The 24,710-nt window shown below is 39.3% G+C and carries 20 protein-coding genes; 9 read left to right on the top strand and 11 right to left on the bottom strand.

Annotated features, from left to right (window positions below; all coding sequences use genetic code 11):
* Positions 1-365 precede the first annotated feature (365 nt).
* The gene (locus QZ265_RS02460; protein WP_296403058.1) at positions 366-794 is read left to right on the top strand and encodes an OsmC family protein; all 429 of its coding nucleotides are present in this window, start codon (positions 366-368) and stop codon (positions 792-794) included.
* Position 795: 1 nt separating this feature from the next.
* Positions 796-1,260 (top strand): NAD(P)H-dependent oxidoreductase, encoded by a 465-nt coding sequence (locus tag QZ265_RS02455; protein WP_296403057.1) that lies wholly within the window; start codon positions 796-798, stop codon positions 1,258-1,260.
* A 169-nt stretch (positions 1,261-1,429) separates the two neighbouring features.
* Here the strand turns inward: QZ265_RS02455 and QZ265_RS02450 are convergent, their stop codons facing one another.
* The 7 genes from QZ265_RS02450 to QZ265_RS02420 form a co-directional block, all read right to left on the bottom strand.
* On the bottom strand, positions 1,430-5,839 hold the full coding sequence (locus tag QZ265_RS02450; RefSeq protein WP_296403055.1) for a hemagglutinin repeat-containing protein: 4,410 nt from the start codon (positions 5,837-5,839) through the stop codon (positions 1,430-1,432).
* 484 nt (positions 5,840-6,323) lie between these two features.
* On the bottom strand, positions 6,324-7,595 hold the full coding sequence (locus tag QZ265_RS02445) for an ABC transporter permease (RefSeq protein WP_296403053.1): 1,272 nt from the start codon (positions 7,593-7,595) through the stop codon (positions 6,324-6,326).
* Entirely contained in the window at positions 7,595-9,082 is a 1,488-nt protein-coding gene (locus QZ265_RS02440) for an ABC transporter permease (protein WP_296403051.1), read from the bottom strand. Before QZ265_RS02440 ends, QZ265_RS02445 begins: the two co-directional genes overlap by 1 nt.
* A 21-nt stretch (positions 9,083-9,103) precedes the next feature.
* Complete coding sequence (locus QZ265_RS02435) at positions 9,104-10,162, bottom strand: efflux RND transporter periplasmic adaptor subunit (RefSeq protein WP_296403049.1); 1,059 nt, start codon at positions 10,160-10,162, stop codon at positions 9,104-9,106.
* 106 nt (positions 10,163-10,268) lie between these two features.
* Entirely contained in the window at positions 10,269-12,053 is a 1,785-nt protein-coding gene (locus QZ265_RS02430) for a TolC family protein (protein WP_296403047.1), read from the bottom strand.
* Positions 12,054-12,616: 563 nt separating this feature from the next.
* Positions 12,617-13,363: a hypothetical protein gene (locus QZ265_RS02425; protein ID WP_296403045.1), complete on the bottom strand. Its 747-nt coding sequence runs from the start codon at positions 13,361-13,363 to the stop codon at positions 12,617-12,619.
* 429 nt (positions 13,364-13,792) lie between these two features.
* Positions 13,793-14,104 (bottom strand): hypothetical protein, encoded by a 312-nt coding sequence (locus QZ265_RS02420; RefSeq protein WP_296403043.1) that lies wholly within the window; start codon positions 14,102-14,104, stop codon positions 13,793-13,795.
* A 296-nt stretch (positions 14,105-14,400) separates the two neighbouring features.
* Here QZ265_RS02420 and QZ265_RS02415 point away from each other — a divergent pair, with 296 nt between their 5' ends.
* The 7 genes from QZ265_RS02415 to QZ265_RS02390 all read left to right on the top strand — a co-directional run bounded on the left by QZ265_RS02415 (position 14,401) and on the right by QZ265_RS02390 (position 20,417).
* Positions 14,401-14,724 carry a FeoA domain-containing protein gene (locus QZ265_RS02415; protein WP_296403041.1) on the top strand — a complete coding sequence of 108 codons (324 nt, stop codon included), beginning with the start codon at positions 14,401-14,403 and terminating at the stop codon, positions 14,722-14,724.
* A gap of 63 nt (positions 14,725-14,787) precedes the next feature.
* Entirely contained in the window at positions 14,788-16,713 is a 1,926-nt protein-coding gene (locus QZ265_RS02410) for a ferrous iron transporter B (RefSeq protein ID WP_296403039.1), read from the top strand.
* A gap of 3 nt (positions 16,714-16,716) precedes the next feature.
* Positions 16,717-16,851: a FeoB-associated Cys-rich membrane protein gene (locus QZ265_RS10930; protein ID WP_366513646.1), complete on the top strand. Its 135-nt coding sequence runs from the start codon at positions 16,717-16,719 to the stop codon at positions 16,849-16,851.
* A 314-nt stretch (positions 16,852-17,165) separates the two neighbouring features.
* Complete coding sequence (locus QZ265_RS02405; RefSeq protein WP_296403037.1) at positions 17,166-17,807, top strand: glutathione S-transferase; 642 nt, start codon at positions 17,166-17,168, stop codon at positions 17,805-17,807.
* 154 nt (positions 17,808-17,961) lie between these two features.
* On the top strand, positions 17,962-18,420 hold the full coding sequence (umuD, locus tag QZ265_RS02400) for a translesion error-prone DNA polymerase V autoproteolytic subunit (RefSeq protein WP_296403035.1): 459 nt from the start codon (positions 17,962-17,964) through the stop codon (positions 18,418-18,420).
* Positions 18,421-18,647: 227 nt separating this feature from the next.
* Positions 18,648-19,952 carry a translesion error-prone DNA polymerase V subunit UmuC gene (gene umuC, locus QZ265_RS02395; protein WP_296403033.1) on the top strand — a complete coding sequence of 435 codons (1,305 nt, stop codon included), beginning with the start codon at positions 18,648-18,650 and terminating at the stop codon, positions 19,950-19,952.
* A 111-nt stretch (positions 19,953-20,063) separates the two neighbouring features.
* Positions 20,064-20,417, top strand: coding sequence for a hypothetical protein (locus tag QZ265_RS02390; RefSeq protein WP_296403031.1), 354 nt, complete (start codon positions 20,064-20,066; stop codon positions 20,415-20,417).
* Between the two features lie 237 nt (positions 20,418-20,654).
* Here the strand turns inward: QZ265_RS02390 and QZ265_RS02385 are convergent, their stop codons facing one another.
* The 4 genes from QZ265_RS02385 to QZ265_RS02370 all read right to left on the bottom strand — a co-directional run bounded on the left by QZ265_RS02385 (position 20,655) and on the right by QZ265_RS02370 (position 24,228).
* Positions 20,655-21,386: an amino acid ABC transporter ATP-binding protein gene (locus tag QZ265_RS02385; RefSeq protein WP_296403060.1), complete on the bottom strand. Its 732-nt coding sequence runs from the start codon at positions 21,384-21,386 to the stop codon at positions 20,655-20,657.
* 305 nt (positions 21,387-21,691) lie between these two features.
* The gene (locus tag QZ265_RS02380; protein WP_296403029.1) at positions 21,692-22,366 is read right to left on the bottom strand and encodes an ABC transporter permease subunit; all 675 of its coding nucleotides are present in this window, start codon (positions 22,364-22,366) and stop codon (positions 21,692-21,694) included.
* Positions 22,363-23,109, bottom strand: coding sequence for an amino acid ABC transporter permease (locus tag QZ265_RS02375; RefSeq protein WP_296403028.1), 747 nt, complete (start codon positions 23,107-23,109; stop codon positions 22,363-22,365). Before QZ265_RS02375 ends, QZ265_RS02380 begins: the two co-directional genes overlap by 4 nt.
* Before the next feature lie 135 nt (positions 23,110-23,244).
* Positions 23,245-24,228, bottom strand: coding sequence for a glutamate/aspartate ABC transporter substrate-binding protein (locus QZ265_RS02370; protein ID WP_296403026.1), 984 nt, complete (start codon positions 24,226-24,228; stop codon positions 23,245-23,247).
* Positions 24,229-24,710: the final 482 nt, after the last annotated feature.

Genomic DNA, 24,710 nt, shown 5'->3' with positions numbered 1-24,710 from the left:
ATCAGGTGTTCTTTAATATTACGTAGCGTTGCACTTGGTGTGTTAATCTAAGTATGATAAAAGTTATGCAGTAAGAAAATTACTTTATTTACCTTTGTAAAAAATACTGGTGCCATAGCCTTTTATAAAAGATTAGGATATAAAGTTGTAGAAAAAGAAGAAGATTTCTTGTTACTTGCTTTGTCATTAAGCTAAAAATTTCACTATATATGTTAGATTAACAAGGCTGATAAAAAAACTTTAGATTCAGCTATCCAAAAAGCTGCTTGAGTATATATCTTACAAAGCTGAGTTCGACATAATAAAATTATAGAAAACCATTTTAATAGCAAAAATCTATTCATTATTAATAAGGATGATTATCAATGACTACGCATAGTCCTATAACATCAACCGTTGAATATAAAGGCAGTTTAAGAACACAGGCCTTACATTTGCAATCCAACAATAAAATTATTACGGATGCTCCAGTTGATAATCATGGAAAAGGCGAAGCATTTTCACCGACAGATTTGTTAGCAACTAGTTTAGCCAGTTGTATGCTGACCATTATTGGCATAAAAGCGGCAGATATGCATATTGACGTTATAGGTACCAAAGCCGAAGTAACTAAAACAATGGCTGCCGCTCCTCGCCGTGTCAGTCAAATTAACGTAGATATTTATTTCTCTATAGATCTTGATGAGCGCGCTAAAAATATATTAGAAGCAGCTGCTTATACTTGCCCAGTTGCCAAAAGTATTCATCCTGATATTGTGCAAGAGGTGACCTTTTACTATCCAGCTGAGGCTTAATATGAGTGTCAAGACGATATTAATTGTCGCCCACGCCCCATCACCAAACACCCAAAAGTTAGCACAAGCGGCTTTTAATGGCGCCAATCATCTTGACATCAATGTGAATGTTATTTTAAAAACACCGCAGAAAACGCAAGCTGAAGATGTGCTTGCTGCCGATGCCATTTTGATAGGCACGACTGAAAATTTAGCTTATATGGCAGGGCTCACCAAAGACTTCTTTGATCGTTGTTATTATCCCGTACTTGAAAAAAAGCAAGGGCTACCATTAGCGGTATATATCCGAGCTGGACAAGATGGCACAGGTACAAAACGAGCGTTAAAGGCGATAACCACTGGGTTACGTTGGGAGTGGGTACAAGATGCACTCATATTAAAGGGCGATTGGCAGGAAGCGTTTATTACTCAAGTAGAAGAACTTGCGATGACGTTGGCGGTTGGCGTAGAGGCAGGTATCTATTAATTTAAATGTATCGCTTATTAAAAGATTTTGCTTAAAGAGTTATTGTTAAAAAGATATTTAATAAAAAAACGCGATAAGGTGACTTATCGCGTTTATAGTTTAATAATAAAGGTATTTCGTTAATTTATCATAAATAATCTAATATCTTATGGCTTGATGGGTAAAATTTTTACCTTTTAATAAAACCTTCAAGATACGCCATTGGGTCATAGTTGGCACTTGGATTGAATGTGAAGTCAAAACCACTTTGGCTGTCAAGTGCGCCAACGCCAATAGTATTAGTAATACCACCTACATTAAGTTGACCATTATCGGTTTTGATACCAACCGGTGTGGTTTGTGTAGTCGTGGCATCACTATGATGAATGTCAATATCCGCTATAGGTTTAACCCCTGCAATCGTGCCGTTTTTGATATCTGAAATCAATTGAGAACCTGCATTCTCTGGCGTATAGTCAACCGGAAAACCCTGCGCCCCAATAGCGATATTCACATCAGTCTGATTGTTATGGCCTTGCAAAGTTTCGTTGTTCACATTGCCATTCACATTGCCTCTAATAGTACGTGTATTGAGACTGCTACCGGTCACATTAAGATCACCGCCTACGTTAAGATTGGCATCTTGGCTTATACTGACGGTAGCAGGGGTATGCGATAAGCTGTCACCAGTATTTACGCCAACACTGACACTGGCCGTTTTAGGAACAAGTACGTCGCCTTCTTTTTTAGCATTCAGGGTACCGCCAAGATCTACTGAAGTATGTTGATCAGTATTAACACCTGCATTAATATTTAAGTTGCCATTGGTATTAATAGTGGCGTTATCTGCCGTTACGTTTGCATGGCTGATATTCACGCCCGTATCGGCATTGATAGTTAGCTCGCCTGCGTTGACATCGCTGGTACCAGTACTTTGGCTTTGGCTAGTGCCTGCACCGATATTGCCGCCAAGCTCTAAGCTGCTGCCCCCTGAGCCAACTTTAACGCTGGCTTCAACCGCACCTGAACCACTATGCGCGGTACTGGTTGTACCAGCGATATTAGCAGTGTTGGTATCAATATTAAGCTTGTCAGTGGTGAGGTTGGTGCCTTGTACGTTGACCGTTCCATTAGTACCGCTTGTTGACAGGTTAACATTCCCTGCGGTAACGGTATTATTGACGCCCTCAAGTGATGAACCGTTATGCCCGTTTGCCCCAACAGACACACCGACGGAAGGTTGAGGAGTCGGTTTATCTAATGCCAGACCACCAACATTGACGCTAACATCAAAGCCACCGCCAGTGGCGTTGCTGGTATTATTAGATTGCACCAGGCTAACCTCTTTACCGGCATCTACATTTAAGCTACCAGGCGTAGTGATATTGCTTTGAGAAACGACCGTATCATCGCCATGGATGTTAACGTTTGCACCTTCAATTGTGGCAGGTTTGGCAGTGGTGGTACCGGCTTGCTCATGCTGGAAATTGGCTGATACGCCAACTGAACCTGTAGGGCTAGCGCCTTCAAGACCACCAAGTCCAAGATTAATGCTAGCCCCGCCAGTATTACTAGTGTTTTTAGTACTGTCATAGCCTGAAGCAAGTGTTACATCTTTACCAGACAGGTTCACATCGCCTGTTGCCTTGTAATGGGTGCCTTCATCGTTAAGGGCGTTTGTAGCTTGTTCGTTGATAGTGCCTGCGCTAATGGTTGTGCCTGAACCTTGAGTTTGTACGTTATTGTTACCAGAACCACTTGCACCAATATTAAGGCCAGCACTTAACCCTCCTTTATAATCTGCAGAAGCTGAAAGACCAATATTGACATCAACATTTGTATCAGATTTGGTCTGAGTCGCATGGGCTTGGTCATGAGTAATATTGGTCGCTTGCTCGCTAACTGTATCTTGTGCAGTAATATTTGTACCTGAATGATGAATGTCACTGTCTGCTTTGATAGTAACGTTTTGGCCGCTTAATTGACTCGCCACTGGGGTAGTTGTTTGATCAGATTTTTTTTGATTATTAACATCTAGTCCTAATCCAACGGTCACACCAGACGTATCAACGCTGCCTTTAAGACCTAAAAATACATCGGTATAGTCACTAGCAACAGTATGGCTGTTATCTTGAGCAGAGGTAGTGACATTATTACCGCTGATATTAAGATCATTTTCAGAGGTTACTTTACTGCCAGCAATATTAACATCACCGCCTTTTAGGGTAGTTGTTCCGCCAGAAACAAGAGAGCCTGATACGGTTTGAGTATTGTCAGTATCGACATCATGGGTAATACCCAATCCTAAACGCCAGTCAACTGACGCATCTTTTAAAGAAATCGATTTTGATTCATCTGACTTGGAGGCATCAACTTTTAGGGTGGAATTACTAGGAGTAGCTTCTTTTAATGTACTTGCATCAGGTTGAGCTGCATATAATGCTGTGGTTATAGGCTGTGCAACATTAGGTGATTTTGAAGTAGGTTCAGAAGCTTTAGCGTTAGTCAAATTAGTACCAGCCACTTTTGCATCAGCAGCATAGAGCGAAGGCTTTGTGATTATATCCGCAACGATACCAAGGGTGTCATGAACAGTAGTCACATCATGAATATCCTTAACACCGACTATATTAAGCTCTTTACCGGCTTCTAAATCAAGTAGTCCTGCTGCTTTCACTTGGCTACCGACAATATTGATATTTTGGTCAGTGACTAAGCCTAAATTGGTATAGGATTCTAAGACTGATTCATGATTTGTCTTATCAGTAGTGGTCGTAGTTAGAACATCGATAGGAATATCAAAAATTGTACCAGTACGATGAAGGTCTACATTGGTGGTAGTTTCGGTAGCGCCTTTGATATTAAAATCACCATGCGGAGAATTTAGATAAGCATTTTTAACAGCTAGTACGCGACTGCCAGTCAGGTTTAAGCCTTTGCCTGCATCAATGTATAACAAGTTGCTGGCTTGCACATCGGCACCGTTTTGCTTAATGATAGTGGTGTCATTATTGTCTGTTTGAGAGCCGAATAGCCCGCCCCAATAAGTTACTTTATGATCGATATTATGGGTGGCTTTGCTGGTTTCAGCGCTAAAAGACACCGTCCCAGGCGTTTTAAATCCCATGTCTTTCGCAACAATTTGCGCCCCTGCATACTCCTGATTACCACCGCTGGTCATCGCTGCTTTGTTCGCCAAAATGGCGGTCGGAATATAGTAATCTCTACTCGCTGATTCAGAGTCAACAACGCGTTTTAACGCAATGGTACCTAGTCTATTTTCAAAGGTAATATCGTGAAATTCATTGGCATTACCACCGGTTAACGCAATGCTATTGCCTGCGTTCAAACGTACCAAAGGGGCAACTATTTGCGAGGAATTACCGGTAATACTGCCAGTTTTAGCGTCTATATTGATATTATTACTGCGAATACTTGAACCATATAGCGCCGTTACTTTATCGGTATGAAATAAGGTTTCTTCTTTAAGTCCACCTTTTTGAGTATTGGTAGAGCGGTAGATGGTATTAATTGTTTTCTCACCGTTTAGACCTATATTATCGCCTTGAAGATTGACTTTATTAGCGACTATTTGGGTACCGTTGAGCGATAAGTTTTTTGTGGTTTGAATATCTACATTGTCAGCGCTAATGCGTGTTGGTAAATAGTGTTGACCGATTTGCAAAGTGGTCGAGGTAATCAGCGGAGAGTCTTTTTGACTGTATTGTTGTTCAAAGTTCTTAATGTTACCGTGCATATTAAGATTACCTGCACGGGCATTAAAATCTTTAGTATTAAACTCGACACCTTTCACATCCATAGTGGCACGATCATCGGTACTATGAAGTGTAATACGACCTGCTTGCATACTGCCTAAAAGATTACCATCTAGTACACTGTCGCTTTTTGTGGCAATAGAGGTTGCGCTTAAGCTACCGTCTGGATTAATACCGACTTTGTTTCGTCCCATCACCACATTGACATTATTCGCATTTTTTATCGATGCATCGGCATAAATTTGTGGGGCAATTAAATCAACCACTTTGGTATCATCAAATTGAACGCCACCGTAAATACGTAATCCGCGATCGTTTTTGGTATTATAGCCTGTCAGTTTGCCATTGGTAATTTCAGGCTTGGCGACCGCTAGGCTTACTCTTGGAGCATTTAAATACCCGCAGCCTTCACAGCTTATACCATTGGGGTTAGCAAGTACATAGTCCGCCGCCATACCAAAGACTTCTTGTTTGCCAAGTAGTAAAGAGGGTTTACGGCTAACCACTTCATTTAAAATAACGGTCGCTGCTTGATTTTTTAAATTAGCATTGGCACCTAAATTGCCCGCTAAAACAGATTGCCCGCTTTGAGTGGCATTATTAATAACCGCACCTGACTTTGAAACGTTAAATTGATCGTATTGGTTATGTGACAACCCTTGCGCATTTGGTGCATTAATATTCACCACTTCTACGCCATTTGACTGTTTTTGAACATTGACATTGCCCAGTGCTCGGATATCCGCCATCGCAGTACTTGAAAGTGATGCGATTGCCATAAATGCAGATATGCGTCCTGCTACAGATAATTTCATTGATTTCATCATGTACCCTTAATCATATAGTTAACAGCTGATTTAGTTATAAAATAGGTTTGAAATATCGAAAAAAAAAGACCCTTAATAGCGATATAAATAATTATAAAACTTTATAAATAAATGCACCTATCAGAAGAAGAATAAGCTAATTACAAAACATACATTTGATTGTTTTGACGCCAACTTTTACAGGTGAATATGGAGAACCTAAGAGAGAATAGCAGAAAAAAAACTATCGATATTTATTTTTTCTAATAATCTCAATTATTTATGAAGCTATTATTACCATTATAATAAGCTATTGCTGCTATATGTTAAGATAATAGTTATAAGCCCAATCGTACGATTGTACCTTTGTCATATATTTCTTAGATGATAAGACAATAGTTGTAAGTGATTGGTATTGTATCTTATCAACTAAGTGCAGTATTTGAACTTGCTTTTAGGGCAGATGATAAATATAAATTACACATAAAGTGAAAGATTTTTTTTATAGTTTTAATGTAGATTTAGTGATTTGTCGATGCTGAACCCAAATAAGCATTAAAAAGGCAATGACCCAGTAGGCAGCAAGGTGATAAAAATACACTTTTACTTCAGATAAAGATGCTCCCATCTGATTCAATTGCACTGAAGCATTCATTCCCGAAGTTGTTGGAAATAACCAACGCACGTATTGTAGCAGTTCTGGTAATTGGCTCACTGGCCAAGGATAGCCACTTAAGAAAAACATAGGCATTGAGCTGAAAATTAAAATCTGCATACTACGCTCACGTTCTCTAAACCATAAGCCGAGTAGACAGCCTAAAGTTGCTACAGTGGGAGAAAATAAAGCCATAAATAGCAAAGTACCAGGCATATTATGGCCTCTAGGATAGTTCTGAATCGAAAAGACCCAGCCATAATAAAAACAGCCCATGGTAAAACTAATTATTGATATGGCTAAAATTCGGCCTAACCAACCTGATACAGTAGCATTTTGTTTTTTATTTTCATACCAAGTGCCGATTAATAACGCAGTACTCATCAACAATGTTTGTTGTAGAATCAAAATAGCCACAGCAGGTACGACATAAGCGCCATAGCCTTCTGAACGGTTAAACATCGCATCAATGCGCAGAGGCACTGCCTGAGTACTCGTTTTGGCAGTTTGCATATAAGCGCCTTGAGCTACTGATCTTTTTACTTCAACTCCAGCAGAAACTGTACCTATCGCCTTAGAAAAGCCCAATTGAACTTGTTTATTAATCAAAAAATAGCTGTTATTCCCGAGTATCGAAACATGAGTTGGCTTGTTCGAAAAGACATCCTGTTCAAGCTTCCTAGGAATAATCAAATAACCCGCAATATCAGCTCGATACATGGCATTGATAGCCGCTTGTTCATCCGGATAATTAAACACTTGCAGGTTAGGACTGGCATCACTATAACGGGTAATGGTATCGGACAATTTTGTGTGGTCATAATCCACCACGCCCACAGGGATTTCTACTACTACTTCATTGCTATAAGGCCACGGGTAGAAGAAACCATAAATTATTGGGGCAATGATTAACATCAATATCACCCCTTTATCAGTAAAAATAGAGCCTAAAGTACCTAAAAATCCTTGTAAAAAAGAGCGGTGGGTCAAGTTACGTTTGTCCGTAAAATCCGAACTAGATTTCACTGAAATAGGGTCATTTTCAACAGTATTTATAGTGTTTAATAGATAAGCATGTTGCGTGTTGTCTTGGTCTTTGTCATGTATATTATCGGTCATTAACGAGCCCCCCATCGGTCAGGATTTTTAAAGGCTCTTAGGCACAATAATGCTGTGATAACTAGCGTTACCATCACCGCCACAATCATACCTATGACAGTCGGTATGGCTATTGAAGGGGGAGCACCCATTTGAAGTTGGGTTAAGTGTACCTTCAAATAATGGGTTAATGGTAAGGCTTGCGCCCATCGTTGAGCACCCTCACTCATTGACAGTAAGGGGAAGGCCACCCCTGCAAAAGCAAAGGAGGGAGCTGAAACAAACCCAGTGGTTGACAAGCCCATACGCAGTGAATAACTGGTCAGGGTAAATATAGCTCCTAACCAAAGTGATATCATTGTAAGTGCCACAAAAGCCACGAACACTAAGACCATAGCTATCCAATTGGTAGGGTGCACCGATACTGCCAAAGCTATCATTAATAGACCCCAGACCACATAAAATAACAATGCCCAAATCAGTTTGCCATTTAAGCCAATCACCAATGCCATAATCGAAACTTTAGTCGGCATACGTGGTTTGGCACTTTTATTAAAGTTTAAACGGTAACGGAAATAAGGGTTGTTTAAACTATAGGCAGCTTCGGTAACTGGGATAAATATCGCAGAAGTTAATGAGGTGTAATCCACAGGCTGTTGCCAACTTTCATGCAGATTTGAATGCAGATAAGCAAGTTTTTGTTCAGGCGGGATATGCTTAAGTTCTTTAAAGTCAGGATAGGGCATATCTAGATAAACCATGGTGTGATACCACTGTGAAAAGGTTTTATCCCTAATTTCACGGCCAATTGTGGTAGCACCAATCACCATCGCTAAAATATGCAACAAAGCAGGAATCACTGTCGAGGCTAAAAACTGCTGATAGTTGGCCCCTAAGTTAAATAAGCTGATACGCTCAATACCTATGGGTGAATAGCTTACTTTTGCTTGCTCTATATAACTGCCTTGTTTAACAGTACGCTTTATCTCAACCCCCGCTGAGACAGTGCCGATTACGGTTTGCACCCCTTTTTGAATAATACCGGAATGGGTGCCGAACTGAGCGTTGACTTTTAAAATAACTGGGGAGGGGGCTGCGCTATTAATTTGACTGGCAAAATCAGACGGTATGATAACTACAGCATATATTTTTTTGGACAATATAGCTTCGTTAGCTTGTCTCATATTAGGATAAATCTGTGCCACCTCTAAGTCTGGACTGGCATCTAGATAGCGAATCACAGTGCGAGAGTAGGGACTGTGACTTTGGTCAATGACTCCAATAGGAACATCGACAATATAGGGTTTCGAAAATATCCACCATATGCTTAAAATAGTCAATAAAGGGAGCCATAAAAGCATCATAAAATCCCATGCATTATGTTGCAAAAAGCGACCTTCATAACGGGCACTACGCAAAAACACAGACCACAATGAAGCCTTTCGATTGTCTTTATCACCAAATACAATCTTGGGCTTAACATTTAAATCACTGGGAGACTGGGACATAATCTAGGCTATCACTGGTGATTAATTAGCAACGTTGGCTCTTTTGTTCGAGGCGGCAGCATTGAGTTCTACTACCACACTCATGCCTGAGCGAATCTTAGGGTCCGCTTTGGTAGGACGGGCTTTCACTTCAAAGGTTCGAACATCAAGGTTATCTTGGGTATTGGTGGCACGCCAAGTGGCAAAATCTGATAAAGCAGCGGTATTAAACACCTTAAAAGTCATTTGATAAGATTGATCTGGAGAAGATAAAGCTGGAACCTTACCAACAAACTCCTTTCCAATGCTAAATTGGTTTAGCACATTTTCAGTCACATTAAGCACCACCCACTGATCGTTCGGGTCTACCAAGGTCATAATGGGAACGCCTTGACCAATAACTTCGCCTGGATTCACAATGACATCATCAACAATACCGGAGATAGGGCTCTTTAAGTTGGCTTCGTCTTGAGCCGCCTGTGCTTCTTGAATCTTGCCGTCTACTTGAGCAACTTGTGCTTTAGCAGCGTCTTTATCTTCTACACGCGTCCCTTCTTTTGCCAACTCATATTGTAGGCGCGCCGCATCGGCTTTGTCTTGATTAGCCTTATATTGGGTATAAGCTTCATCCCGCTTTTGACGGGCCATTAAGCCTTCTTGATAAAGACGATCAACTCGCTCATAGGTACTTTTAGCCAAATCAGCTGCAGCTTGGTTTGCTTGCCAGCCAGCCTGTGCTTGTCCAATTTCTTGAGGTCTAGCACCGTTTTCAGCTTTATCTAATTGGCTTTGAGCCATATCGCGTGCCGCTAAAGCTTGATTCATTTTGGCAGTTATTTCTGGAGAATCCATTTCAATAAGTTGCTGTCCTGCTTTGACTGTGTCGCCTTCAGTCACCATGATTTTTGAAATTCGTCCAGGAACTTTGGCAGCAATGGCCGAAGACTGCATCTCCATCTGACCTTGAATGATAAGCGGTTTTTCTGTGCTTTTTGAACTTTTGTTTAGCCCATAAATAATTAGCGCTATGACGCCTACAAGTACAACCGTTAGGATGATATTTCTAAGCATTACAGGGCTAGGCTTTTTTGTGGCATTCATGCATTTATCCTGGAAGATAAAAAATTGATAATAAGAAAGACAGGTAAATCAAAAACGACAGCTATCACGTTTCATCATGGACAGGCCAGATATTTTTAATAACTAACTAATATACAGTAGGGAGCCGAATATCAGCCACTGCCATGTATTCATTAAACGCTTCTGGTGTACCAATACTCTCCATTAATGCCGCTAAAGCTTGTACGTAATCATTGGCTGCTGCGGCTTGCTCGGTACGTGCTTGTAAATATTTGGTCTGTGCCGTTGTAACATCTAGGGCGGTATTGACGCCTTCTTTCATACCAAGTTGCTTATAGCGTAGTAACTCTTGAGACAATAGCACGTTGCTATTAAGAGACTGGAAACGCACCCGTGCATTTTCTACTGACTGCCAGTTTTTTTCTACTAGCAATAAGATGTTATCGCTGACGTCAATCTTAGCCAACTGTGCTTGGCGCATTTTGGCTTGACCTGAGGCCAGTTGAGAACTTTTATCTAATCCGCCCCATAGCTTCCAACTTGCTGAAACACCCGCAATCCAACTTGGGTCACTATCAAGTTGATGATAGCCAAATAATGACACTGTAGGTTTAAAACCAGTGTCCGATATATTGGTTAATGATTGTGCTTGTGCATATTTTGCGTCTACTTTTTTAAGGCCTGGGTGTTTTTTTAATGCCAAGTCTTGAAAGTACTGTAAAGAAGGTAATGGCTTCGATGAGACAAATAAAGGGGTAGTGGGCTTAATCGGCTTTGGAGCACGTAGTAGTCTTTGTAAGGCAGTCATTGCTAAATGTGCATCATTGCGTGCCTTAACTGCCTCACTTTCTGCTTCTGCTACAGCCGTTTTGGCTTCTAATCTTTCTACGCCTGAAATAAAGCCTTCTTCCAAATATCTTTGCGCCATGTGATCAGTTTCTTTCACGGTATTTAAGGCATCTTCTCGCAAATAAGCGGCGAGCATGGCCAATTGAGCGGTAAAATAGCGTTCAACCAGTGTGGTTTGTAAGTCATCTTTATCCAATAAGGCATCAGCTTGACTCTCTAAAGTTCTAGCATTTGCTAAATCGGTAACTGCATCGGTACGACCTGCAGTGTATAACGGCCATAACACGGCGACACCTGCAGAAGCTTTGTTTCCGTTACGTCTGATTTCATAATCATTAGGTATATTTTGATCAATAAGAGTAGGGACAATTGCTCCCGTAATAGGATCGATAATACCGCTATTAGCCGCTTGATTAACAGTGTCTGCAATACCCGCCTTTAAATCTGATAAATCTACATTTGCATCCAAATTATAATGATTAGCGCCAGCACGAAGGAAGACCAAAGGTTGCTTTAAGCCTTTGATAGCGTCAGCCTGAAGCTCATTAGCAGTAATACCTGCATTATTTCCGGCAAGTTTTGGTGACACCTGAATCAACACATTTTGAGCTTGTACTAAACTTAACTTCTCTGGTACATCAATTCTGTAGACATCGTCAATAGGTACACCAGTGGTCGGATCTATAATGCTCTGTAATGCGATAGGCTGAAAGCTACCCTTTTCAAGGTTTTGACTGATTTCAGCAATATTAACTGTTTTAGAGTCAGTAGCACTGTCAGGGACTTGTCTTTGGGAATATATATATTCATCGTTACTATTGCTAGCTGTTACATCTTCTGCAGCGTTGGCATTGACAGTCAGTAGGCTTAGTGACAAGCCCATAGCCCATCCAATTTGCCCCGTTATAGCGGATAACGATAGCATAGATGACAATGTAAGCGCACTGAACTTAAAGCGATAAACATTTGCAGATGGACAATTAACTTGTAAAGCACCTGAAGGCTCAACCAAAGTAGCCTGGGCATCAAGAGTCTTAGTGTGATTTAGCTTAAGTAATGACATATTGGCAACTGGCTATTATATATTTGAAGTTATAAGTATGGTTGATTAATGACCAACTAATGAATCGATTAATTGACCACTTGTTTAGTATAGAATAATAGCATCAAATTGAAAAATGTGGAGAGTAATTCATTAAAATAGATAATGGAATAAGAGGTAAATAAGGGTCTGGCTAAAACCAGTGGCTTAAACCATTGACTTAAACTAGTTCTATGGATTCTAAATCTATTTTAATCATTTACAAAATTGATTCATCGTAAAGTGGATTGAAAACTACAGTGATTAATTACAATAAATAATTGCAATGAATAAATAGGTGGTCCAGAACCCCTTACTTTAAGGACTTTACATTTGTATCATTTAATTAGTTGAGATTAACCTAATCTTTTATGAAATGTTAAAAGGTTTCCTATTGAAGGGGCGAAGGATTTTGAAGACAAGTAGCTTAAGAGACTAGTTGCTTAAAAGACAAGTTTCTAAAAAGACTAGTTGCTTAAAAGACTTGTTGTTTAAAATAATAGTTGCTTAATAAAAAAATGTTTAATAAATAATTTAATAAACTCCTAAGCCTTTTCAAGTTTAGGACGTGCTTTTTCAACGGCTGCTAATAGTGCTGCTTTAAATTCACCTGGAGCAAATCGTACCAATTGTGAATGAGCAGCACAGAAATTTCTAGTGTCTTGCCATTTATCAGCGATAGATTCTGCCCAGTCACAATAGTCTTGTCCAGCAGTAGGATGGTCTGTAAGCGCTTTTTTCGTCATAGGGTGTAGACTAAGCTCAGGCATAATGACATTCAGAATTTTTGCCGGAGGTGTCGAAAAGGTATCATCAACATGTAAGCTTTGGCTAGCAGGATGATAGGCAAGAAGTGAGCTGGCATGTACCATCTCATTGGGTGAAATATAATAAATTCCTAGAGGTATTGAAAACTGTAATTCAGGATAACGTTCAGTAACCGCCTTACTTTCCACCAATTCTTCGGCCCAATTGACTTCAGGTACTTTTTCTTTATGGCGTATGCTTCCATAATTTATAGCCTTAGGGAAATCCTTGGCCATTTGAGCACAATGAAGGGTATGAAAAGGGTGTAGATTTAAAATAGCTTCGACCTTTTCCCCGTTATTAGTAAGTGCCATTACTTCATCGCGTACCTCATCGCTCAAAGTATAACTGTCCAAAAATATAAATTTGCCAGACTCAAGTTGCACCAAAGAACATTGAGTGCCAACATCTATTAAGCCACCCAGTTTGAAAGAGCCTCGTATATTCCAAAACCCTGATCCTAAATCAATTATATTATGAGACATTTTTATTCCTTAATTTTTAATATATAGCTTGTGATGATATATAAATGCTTTAAATGTGTGATCATAAGCGATTGTATATGAATAAAATACTAAGAATATTATTATGACCTTTAACGACAATCTGATGTGTTATAAAAAGATATCAAATGTTAATTAATTTTAGATACAGCTGTAAAAGTCATCATAAACAAATCACACACTCAAGTTTAAAAATTATAGATTTAAAATTGCCTAGCAAAAAACACCGATAGCTGTGCTATTGACCAGCAAATTAGATAAGAGCTAAGGTACAAAAAGATCTTAAATACAATAATTGCTTAAATACATTTAGAGCTTAAATACATTTAGAGCTTAAATACATTTAGAGCTTAAATACAATAAATGCTTAATTGCAATCAGCTCAAATTGAAATTAATGAAAGGCTCAATTTTAGTTTGTCAAAAATAAACAATGGCTACAGCGCCACGGTTTAGCAACAGTTTCATTTAGTTGAAGCGGCGAAACTACTCTTCTAAGTTGTCTGCACACCTGGCATTGATAGCGGTTATCATAGACGTAACAGTAGTCTAAAATAGCAAACACTTCAATGACGTCAGGTAAATCAAATGATTGCATTAAACGGTTGATGTGTTTTGCCACATCATCATAATCTTTAGCCTGACACTGTTTCCAAAACATGCGACACATTAAACGCTGTCTTGAGGTCAAGGTAGGATCAAAATAAAATTCAAGAAACGTCATGCGAGTCCTTCTTCAATTAAGAAAATTTTCAAAAATCTGATAAGAATAAATTCTATTAAAAAACACATTCTAGCCAATACAAATAGCCAATCTGAATGATTTTTTGCAAGTATATAGATATGTGGAATATATCAGTTAGCAATGTCTAGTTAAATAATATTTAGAAAAATTAACTTGTTAGCCAAAAAAAGTAGGCATATAATAATGTTGAATGGTAAGTATTATTATTTGCATTTAAAAAAATTTGATTTAGCCCTTTATATCCCCTCATAGCTAACAAATTACTAGAGAACAACATGAAACAAGCTATATTAGACTCAGCAGCTCGTAGTCTTGAAGTCCCTATTATGAAAGCAAAAAGCCAAATATTATCTTTATTTGAGTTTGATAAAAATCAAACCGTTATAATTAAAGAGATAGTAGAAAACCCTCGATTTGGTGAGCTTGATGCTGTCATTACTCATCGATTAAAGGACTTAGGTTTTTTGCCAAACACTATGGTTCGTGTTGTGGCAAAAGGTTTATTTGGTAAACCTCCATATGCTGTGCAGCTGTCCTCAGGGGTTCAGTTTAGTCTTAGAATGGATGAGTTAAAAAAGATTCGTTGCCAAGCTTTGTAATCTGTCTTAATTATTTAAAGCAGCTTTTTTTGTTGTATATTTTCAATAAGGGGTTTCCCTTTTATGCCTTATCTTGCCACTGCTCTAACCTCTAATACTCTTTCTTCTACCCACCCATCTTCGATTACTCTTGCTTTAGTGGGTGCTCCTAACTGTGGTAAGACGGCGCTGTTTAATACGTTGACGGGCTCAAATGCTAAAGTAGCTAACTATTCAGGGGTTACGGTTGATAAACGCTCTGCTTCATTTATTGAGAATAGAGCAGTTAGAATATTGGATTTACCGGGTACTTATGGTCTGGCCACTACTAGCCCAGATGAAGAAGTTACTCGGAAAGTTTTGACTGGTGAGATGCCCAATGAGCCCACGCCTGATGGGATAATTATTGTTGCTGATGCTACTAACTTACGTATGTCATTAAGGATGATACTTGAGCTAAAAAGCTTAGGACTGCCGATGATAATTGCCTTGAATCTTAACGATGTAGCTGTTAGTCGAGGTATGAAGGTTGATGAAAAGGCTTTATCAGAAGAATTAGGCGTTCCAGTAGTAAAAACGGTTGCCATTAAACGCAATGCCAACCAGAAGTTAATGTCCGTGGTAAATGACTTTTTTAAAGAGCATAACGGTGAGTCACGGCCTGTTCGTTTTTCACAAACAGTTCGTGATTCGCAGGACTTGTATCGACAGGCTGATGAGATTATCCATCGTACAGTATCTATGTCGCCAACTATGCCTAAATGGCATGAACGCTTAGATTATTGGGCATTACATCCTGTGGTAGGTTTGGTTATATTATTCATTATTTTATTTGTAATTTTTCAAGCAGTATATGCTTGGGCAACGCCAATGATGGATGGTATTGAGAGCTTGGTCAATGCCTTTGGCGCAGTATTATCCAACTGGTTGCCTGAAGGTATTCTAAAAAGTTTGATTATAGATGGCATTATTGCTGGTGTAGGTAGTGTGGTGGTCTTTGTGCCACAGATTGCATTGTTGTTTTTATTCTTGTTGATGCTAGAGGACTCGGGCTATCTACCGCGAGCTGCTTTTTTACTCGATAATTTGTTGTCTAGAGTGGGGTTATCAGGTCGCTCATTTATCCCTTTGTTATCCGGATTTGCCTGTGCAGTTCCTGCTATCATGTCAACTCGTACCATTCCTAATCCTAAAGAGCGTCTGGTCGCCATTTCAGTACTACCGATGCTAACTTGCTCTGCAAGGCTACCGATTTATGCTTTAATTATTGCTGCGGTTGTACCGAATAAAACGGTTATGGGTATTTTCAATTTACAGGGAATGACACTATTTCTCTTGTACACCGCAGGTATGGTATCAGCTGCCATTATCTCTTGGATTATGACTAGATTTCACCGTGGCAGAGTAGAGCAGGTAAGCTTTCCTCTATTAATGGAGCTACCAACTTACCGTATGCCAAATGTCAAACACATTGCCACAGAGCTATGGACTAAGGTAAGGGCATTCTTAGTACAAGCTGGTACAGTGATTTTTGCGTTAACTGTCATACTTTGGTTTTTAGTTAGTTTCCCCGCGCCACCTGCTGGAGCAACGGATACTGCAATCAACTATAGCTTTGCAGGTATGTTGGGTTCAGTTATTGAACACGTTTTTCGTCCAATCGGTTTTACTTGGCAGATGTGTATTGCGTTAATACCTGGATTGGCTGCACGTGAAGTGGTTGTTGCTGCCTTAGGTACAGTTTATGCGGTTGGTGGTGCTAGTGAGGAGGTGGCCAGCCATACGCTGATTCCTATTATTCATGCGCAGTGGGGATTGGCTACAGCGTTATCCTTTTTAGTTTTCTATATTTATGCTCCTATGTGTTTGGCGACGTTGGCGGTTATCCGTCGTGAGACCAAGTCGATGAAGCAGACGGTATTAATTAGTGCTTATTTATTCGTGTTGGCGTATGTTATGGCTTGGATTACTTATCGTATTGCAGGCTCAATTTTTGGTTTTGGAGGATAAGCTATGAATTCATATATTCAGTATGCAATTGTTTTTCTTATTTTTGCTGTGGCACTATATTATGTGTGGACACGAGTATTATTTAAAAAGCCCTCTAAAGCTTCTAATTGTTCTACAGGCTGCGGCAAATGTGGCTAATAATTGCTAATCTTTAACTAAACATAGGTTTTAAAGAAACTTATTGTGTCATTTACATAGCATATCAGGAGTTAATCCGCAAAAGTTGATTAGTCAAGCCAAATTATCTTGGGTTATTTATTGAGGGTTGGTTATAGAGGGTGAGTTATAGGGTATGAGTTTGATAAGGTTAAATTAGCGAGTTTGAATTATGGTCATTTAACGCCTGATTCTGCTTATAACGTCTGATTCCGTTCATGCCTGATTCTCATAATGCTTGATGCTTCTAAAGCTTGATTTTGAAATCATTGTCTTATATTGTTTTGCGGATATTTATGTCTTCTCTTGCTTGTCTTTATTCTTTTCGTCGTTGTCCTTATGCCATGCGGGCTCGTTTAGGCTTATTATTTGCTGAACAACAGGTTGAGCTACGTGAAGTGGCATTAAAAAATAAGCCACCGCAACTGCTTGAAATCAGCCCCAAAGCAACTGTACCTGTATTGCAGCTAAATGATGGCACTGTGCTAGAAGAGAGTCGTGAAATTATGGACTGGGCACTGGCACAGAATGACCCTCATAATTTATTGAATGAGTCGATACGTCATGCTGCCAACTTGCTTATTGATGAAAACGACAATGAGTTTAAATATTGGTTAGATCGTTATAAATACGCTGACCGTTATTCTGAATTGACTGAAGCTAAGTATCGTCAAAAAGGGGAAGTATTTTTACAACAGTTAGAATCGTTACTCACTAAAAACACCTATCTACTTTGTAATTCAATAAGTGTAGCTGATATTGGTGTTATGCCTTTCGTACGTCAGTTTGCTCACGTTGATCGTGATGTCTTCTATAATCTGCCTTATCCCAATTTACAGCGCTGGCTAAATCAATGGCTGCAAGATTCTGTGTTTTTACAAGCCATGGCTAAATATTCGCCTTGGAAGGAGGGGGATTTTTTGATTTTTGGCAATTAGGTATTTACTGTCACCTAGCTTTCTTTTATAGATGTTAAGCTATAGTTGTTAAAGTATAAGTTTTAAACTATAGCTGTTAAAGTTAGAGCTGTCATTATTAGCATGAATCTACTGTTAATTTGACCCAGTCATTTAATTTATTGTAGAACCTAAAATGAAAACCAAAATACTAGGCAAGCTGACTCCCAAAAGCTATAAACCTTTACCATATTTTATTGAAAAAGTACCAGCAGGATTTCCGTCCCCTGCTGCGGGCTACGTTGAATCGAGTATCGATCTCAATGAGCTTTGTATCAATCATCCTAACGCCACCTTTTTGGTACGAGTTGGTGGGGTGTCTATGATTGATGCCGGTGTTTATCCTGAAGATTTGTTGGTAGTTGATCGAAGTTTAGAAGCGCAGCATTGCGATATCATTGTCTGTGCGATTAATGGTGAATTCACAGTAAAAGAGCTTTGCTTAGAGCCAACGCCTAAGCTAGTTGCTTATAACAAAGACTTTGAAGAGATCATCATTGACGATGAAATGGACTTTGAGGTATTTGGCGTCGTTATAAACATCATTCGAGAAATTAAACGAGGTCGTGGTCAAAATCGTCGATTTGACTTTTAAACTTATACCCCATTTGATAGTCAGTTTTTTAAAATTTGAGTATATCCAACCGATTAATACCTCAGTATTATAAATATACGACAAATAGTGTCGCTGACTCACTATAAACGTTAGGTCTAAGTCGCCTTTCTCTGTTATCTTTGAGCAATATTCATGACTACTATCATGGATATTGTATTTTCATTGCAAATCCACTTAACCTGAACCAGACTTACTGGGATAGTCCCATGTATGCCCTTATTGATTGTAATAGTTTTTATGCTTCTTGCGAGAAGCTCTTTAGACCGGACCTTAAACACAAACCTGTGGTAGTGTTGTCTAACAATGATGGCTGTGTTGTTGCACGATCAGCAGAGGCGAAAGCCTTAGGTATCAGGATGGGGGTGCCATTCTTTCAGGTCAAAGACTTCTGTAAGCAACACAACGTTGAGGTATTTAGCTCAAACTATGCGCTATATGCTGATATGTCGCATCGAGTAATGAGCACCTTGGAATCTTTGTGCCCCACAGTCGAAGTGTATTCTATAGATGAAGCGTTTTTGTATTTGGCTGATTATCCAGTGGCCATGCAGAATTTGGAAGCTTATGGCAAAAAGGTTAAACAGATTGTTGAGATGTACACCGGCATTGCCGTTGGTGTAGGTATTGGAAAAACTAAAACTTTGGCCAAGCTCGCCAATCACGCGGCAAAGAAGTATCCTGGCACAAGAGGGGTCTGCGTCTTAGAAAATGACCGCTGGATACGTCGTTTAATGCAAATTACCGATGTTGGAGAAATTTGGGGGGTGGGGCGCCGCTATAAAAAGCGACTAAGTGACCTCGGTATCGATACCGTCTATCAGCTGGCAATTTGTGAGCCGGGTAAAATTCGCCAACATTTTGGCGTGGTACTGGAGCGTACCTGTCTAGAACTAAATGGACAGTCATGTCTCGGTATCGAGCAGGTCGAACCTAAGCAACAAATCATCTCTTCACGCTCATTTTCGAATCGAATTACCTGCCAGCAAGACTTAGAGCAGGCTATTTGTGGTCATGCGTCAAAGGCTGCAAGTAAGCTACGCGTGCAACAAAGTGTCTGTAGTTTTATGACAGTCTTTGCCAAAAACAGCCCCTTTAGCGACACTGAGCGCTACACTCCAATATCTGGTCAATATCAATTTACCACGCCCACCGCCGATACTCGAGTAATGGTTGCTGCTGCGCGTGAGGTGCTCAATCATATTTACAAACAAGGCATTCGTTATGCTAAGGCTGGCGTGATGCTATCTGGTATTTGCCAACATGATGAGGTGCAGCTTGATTTGTTTGATGTGACTGGGCAAGATAAGGATTGTCATCTTGAAGAAAAGCAAACGGCGTTAATGGCCGTTATGGATGAGCTGAATAAGAAATTCAAGCAGGATCATTATCAGCAAAATGCCTTATTTATCGCCAGCGAGGGCATCAAAAAGGAACAGACGTGGCAGATGAATCGCAAACTGTTAAGTCCTTGTTATACCACACGATTAAAAGATTTGGTGGTGGTAAAGTAGAGGGTTTGTGACTTAAAGACTAAATAGCTTATTAAAATAACCGTCGCAATAATATCAAAGTTTAGTCAATCAATGGCTATTAACAATAATACCAAATAAAGAGAGGGTAATATGGGACAAGTGAATGACCGCTATAAAAGCCAAATTGAACATAGTGTCCTACTAAACGGTGATCCACTCGACAATCATAAACTAGTAGGAGATAGGATAATTATTAAGCCGCAAAGTTATTCTCGGCCTACGATTAGTGAAGATGAAAAGGATATTATACTCAAAGAGTTGGCAGAAGATCTAAAGCATTACGGCCTTACGGTTATACATTTAGATGAAAAGCTCATCAAGGTAGAAGCGGGTGACTTTGAGCTAATTGTACCCAAAAGTCTGGTAGTTCCCTACGATGATGCGATTTTCGCCAGTATCTTGAAGCAGCAGCAAGATCATTATAGTCGAAAAGCTGGTAGATAGTGGGTTGAGTGCTAACCAAGACGTCTAAGTTTATTTTGCTCAACCTATAGAATTATTAACTTCATGCATGGGGCAAGACTAAAAACATTTGGATAGCTTTGAAGACAGCATTGTTTGGTATCGCTATTGCTTTAAGTCTTGCTCCTATAGGAAGCCCCAACTTGAGATTGGGGCTTACTATTTACTATGCATGTATTAATGGGCATGTATTAATGGGCCTGTATTAATGTGTCTGTATTAATGTCCTAAAATTTTAGATAAAAATAACTGAGCACGGTCACTACGGGCGCCTTCAAAGAATTCGTCCTTACTACAATTCTCAACGATGTTACCTTCATCCATAAAGATTATTCGGTTAGCAACTTGACTAGCAAAACCCATTTCATGAGTGACACACATCATTGTCATCCCCTCTCTAGCCAGCTCTACCATAACGTCCAGTACTTCTTGAATCATCTCTGGATCCAATGCCGATGTCGGTTCATCAAATAACATACAGACAGGATCCATCGACAGTGCTCTGGCAATCGCTACCCTTTGCTGCTGTCCCCCTGATAATTCCGCAGGGTATTTATTGGCTTGGGCTGATAGACCCACTCGATCTAAATAAGCCAAACCTTTTTGCTGAGCTTCGCTTTCACTACGTCCCAACACTTTAATTTGCGCTACTGTTAAGTTTTGCATAATTGACAAGTGCGGAAACAATTCAAAGTGCTGAAACACCATACCCACGCTACTACGTAATTTAGGTAAGTCAGTTTTGGGGTCACCAACCGATATACCATTGACCGTAATATCCCCTTTTTGAAAAGGCTCTAGCGCATTAACGGTCTTAATTAAAGTAGACTTACCACTACCAGAAGGTCCGCAGACCACAACCACATCACCGCGGTGAACGTGTGCCGTACAGTCTTTTAAAACTTGGAAATCACCATACCATTTACTAACATCAGTCATTTTAATGACCATATCATCGCTGGCGTGACCTGTATTGGTAACTAATCCGCCAAATTTATTAATATATGAACTTTGGCTGTCTGATGATTTTGAAGTGACCCCTACTGTTGCTGAAGAGGGCGTTATTGTCATTTCTGAAATAGAACCAGAGTTTTTATCAAGTTTATTCATAGTCATATCCGTCGTCTTAAATCTATAATTCGGTAAGGTATCCGGCTAATCTTAAAGGAGGTATTTTTTCACGATATTGGGTATTTATTATTAGATCTTTAATCTTTGCTCTTAACCAATAGCTAATGTCAAATTGGCGATAAGCCTTAAAAACGCATGTTTTTTTGTAAGCGTTGAACGCCGATAGAAGCTATTAAACTAATAATAAAATAAACAGCCCCAGCGCCTAAAATATAGGGGGTTAAATAGCCCATTAATTCGCCACGCACATAAGCCGATCTAAAGAAGTCACTTAGACCTATGGCAAATACCAAAGTAGTGTCCTGAAATAAGATAATACACTGCTGAAGAATAAGCGGCGTCATCTTGCGAAAGGCTTGAGGTAAAATAATCAATCGCATGGTTTGGCTATAAGTCATTCCTAAAGCTTTCGCGGCATTGACCTGAGAGCTACCTATAGATTGTATGCCAGCTCGCACTACTTCTGAGAAGTAAGCCGCTTCAAAAACCATAAATGCCACAACACAAGAAGTGAAAGCAGTATCAAAGCTAATATATTGACCAGTAATGCCGTTATAAATCATAGGTACGGCAAAATAAAACCATAACAAGATTAGCAGTAGGGGCACAGAACGAAAAAAGTTCACATATAATTTAGCAGGCCATTCCAGTGCTTTGATGCCAGAAAGTCGCATCATTGCTAAAATAGTACCCAATGTCATACCGCCTACAATGGCTAGAAAAAGAACTTTGAGCGTGACTATCATGCCACTAATAAGGCTTGGGTATGCAGTGGTTAACTCGGTGATAAATGTACTCATTTTTTACCTCCTGCAATTAACCCTGGGACACGTAGTTTCTTCTCAATCAATCCCATGATAGCGATGAGCGATAAGTTAAATAACAGATAGATAATCGTGGCATAGGTATAGATTTCGATATTGTTTTGGGTGTATTCACTAATGGTTTTGGTTTGGCTGATAAGCTCCATGACGCCGACTAATGAGGCAATTGAAGCATTCTTATAACAGTTAGTCAGCTCAGAGCTTAATGGCGGTAAAATAACCCGAAACGCTTGAGGTAATAATACTTGGCGATAAGCTTGCGACGTTGTAAACCCTAAAGCATAAGCTGCGTTGTGTTGTCCGGCAGGTAATGATTCAATACCGGTGCGCACCTGTTCAGTAATACGTGCGGCGGTAAATAGCCCAAGGCCAATACTGGCGGATATCATGGCAGACATGTTAGGTGATAAGTCTTTATACCACCAATCTTGTAGAGCTGGCGTTAACCATTCTGGGGCGACATAAAACCAAAAGAATAATTGAACCAATAAGGGAATATTGCGGAAAAAGGTCACATATAAAGTACCAATGCTACGTGCAGTCTTGCTTGGTAACGTTCGCATAATACCTAATACGGTACCTAGGGATAAAGCCAATATCCAGGCAATAGTACCAATAAGTAATAGCCAACCAAGCCCAGATAACATCCAATATAAATAGATACCATCGCCAATGCCGGTAGACTCAAAGAGTACTCTCCAATTCCAGCTGTAATTCATTTGTGTTACCTCAGTCTTAATGCTTCTTTTATCACTTTATAAGCTATGCAAAATAACATGCCCATACTTCATTGATTGATGAAAAGTATAGGCATGATCTAACTATTGCGTAAAAGTAATAACGTTATTGATAGATTATTTAGCTGAAGCCTCTAAAGGTTGAGCACCATCATGCGGATTGGCAATTAACTGTTTCAGATTTTCAGACATTTCAAAATTCATATTTATGTTTTTTGGTGGGATAGGGGTCATAAACCATTTTTTATAAATATCATTAATTTCGCCTGAGGCATATACTTTTTTCAAGGCATCATCTACTACCGCTTTAAACTCAGGGTCATCTTTACGCATCATACAGCCATAAATTTCAAAAGACTGCGGCGTACCAACAATATGCCATTCTTCAGGATGTGCTGATTTGGCTTGTTCGCCCGCTAATAGGACGTCATCCATCATAAATGCATCTGCACGGCCATTTTCTAGCATTAAGAAAGCTTCACCATGATCTTTAGCAGAGATAATCTTGGCACCTAGTTTGTTATCATCGTTATATTTACGGATATAACGCTCTGACGTTGTACCTGCGGTAGTCACTAAAGTACGACCTTTTAGATCAGGAAAATCATTAATGCCTGAGTCTTTTTTAGTCAATAAACGAGTGCCAATTTCAAAGAAACCGGTTGAAAACGCAACTTGCTTTTGGCGTTCTTCATTATTGGTGGTTGAGCCACATTCAAAGTCGATAGTGCCATTTTGTACTAAAGGAATACGAGTTTGAGACGTAATAAGGTTATAACGGACCTTAAGATCTGGCATGGCTAATTTTTCTTTAACCGCATCGACAACTTTCATTTCAAGATCATGTGCATAACCTAATGGTTGATTAGGATTATCAGCGATATAAGAGAAAGGAATAGAGGAGTCACGAAAACCAACAACGATAGTGCCTGATTTTTTGATTTTATCAAGGGTGGCTGAACCGTCTGCCATTTGTTCGCTACCATTTGAGCCATCTGCATTGGCAGGCGCATCAGTGTTCGAAGATTGGTTGTTATTACATCCTGTAATTCCGAAAGCTAGTAGTGTAGCAAGCGACAACGTTTTGATTCTATAATCCATGTTAAATTCCTTTCTAAAATAAATGAGATTTTTCTTAAATATATCTTAGCCAATTTTATTAGCCTAAGATTAACATCATAAAACAAAATGTTAACATATTGGAAACTTTTTGAAATATTTATTTTTGGGTCAAGGTCAAAGCGGCGTTAAGTTACATCAATTGAGCCTAGACTGTCCAGAGTTATTTAATCTCTATTAGCTATATATTCTCTTAGATTATAAGATGTTAATAACCTTAGAATCAAAAGCTAAAATCACTCATATTCCTTATAAAATGCCGTTGAAAGACATTTAGCTAAATAATAAGTTTTTAATAATTGAATTACTATTAAAATGCTTTTCGACTAACTATCATAAAATACAGTAGTTAAATAAAATAAAGTTGTTAAATCACTCGCATTAATTTTTGGAGCCTAATCAGATGCAGTTGTTACTAAATTATATTGCTCAAATTGAAGAGAATGGTTCATTATAGCTAAGTA

Source organism: Psychrobacter sp. (assembly GCF_018260395.1).
Taxonomy (GTDB): Bacteria; Pseudomonadota; Gammaproteobacteria; order Pseudomonadales; family Moraxellaceae; genus Psychrobacter.
This window is presented reverse-complemented; position numbering and strand designations above follow the sequence as displayed.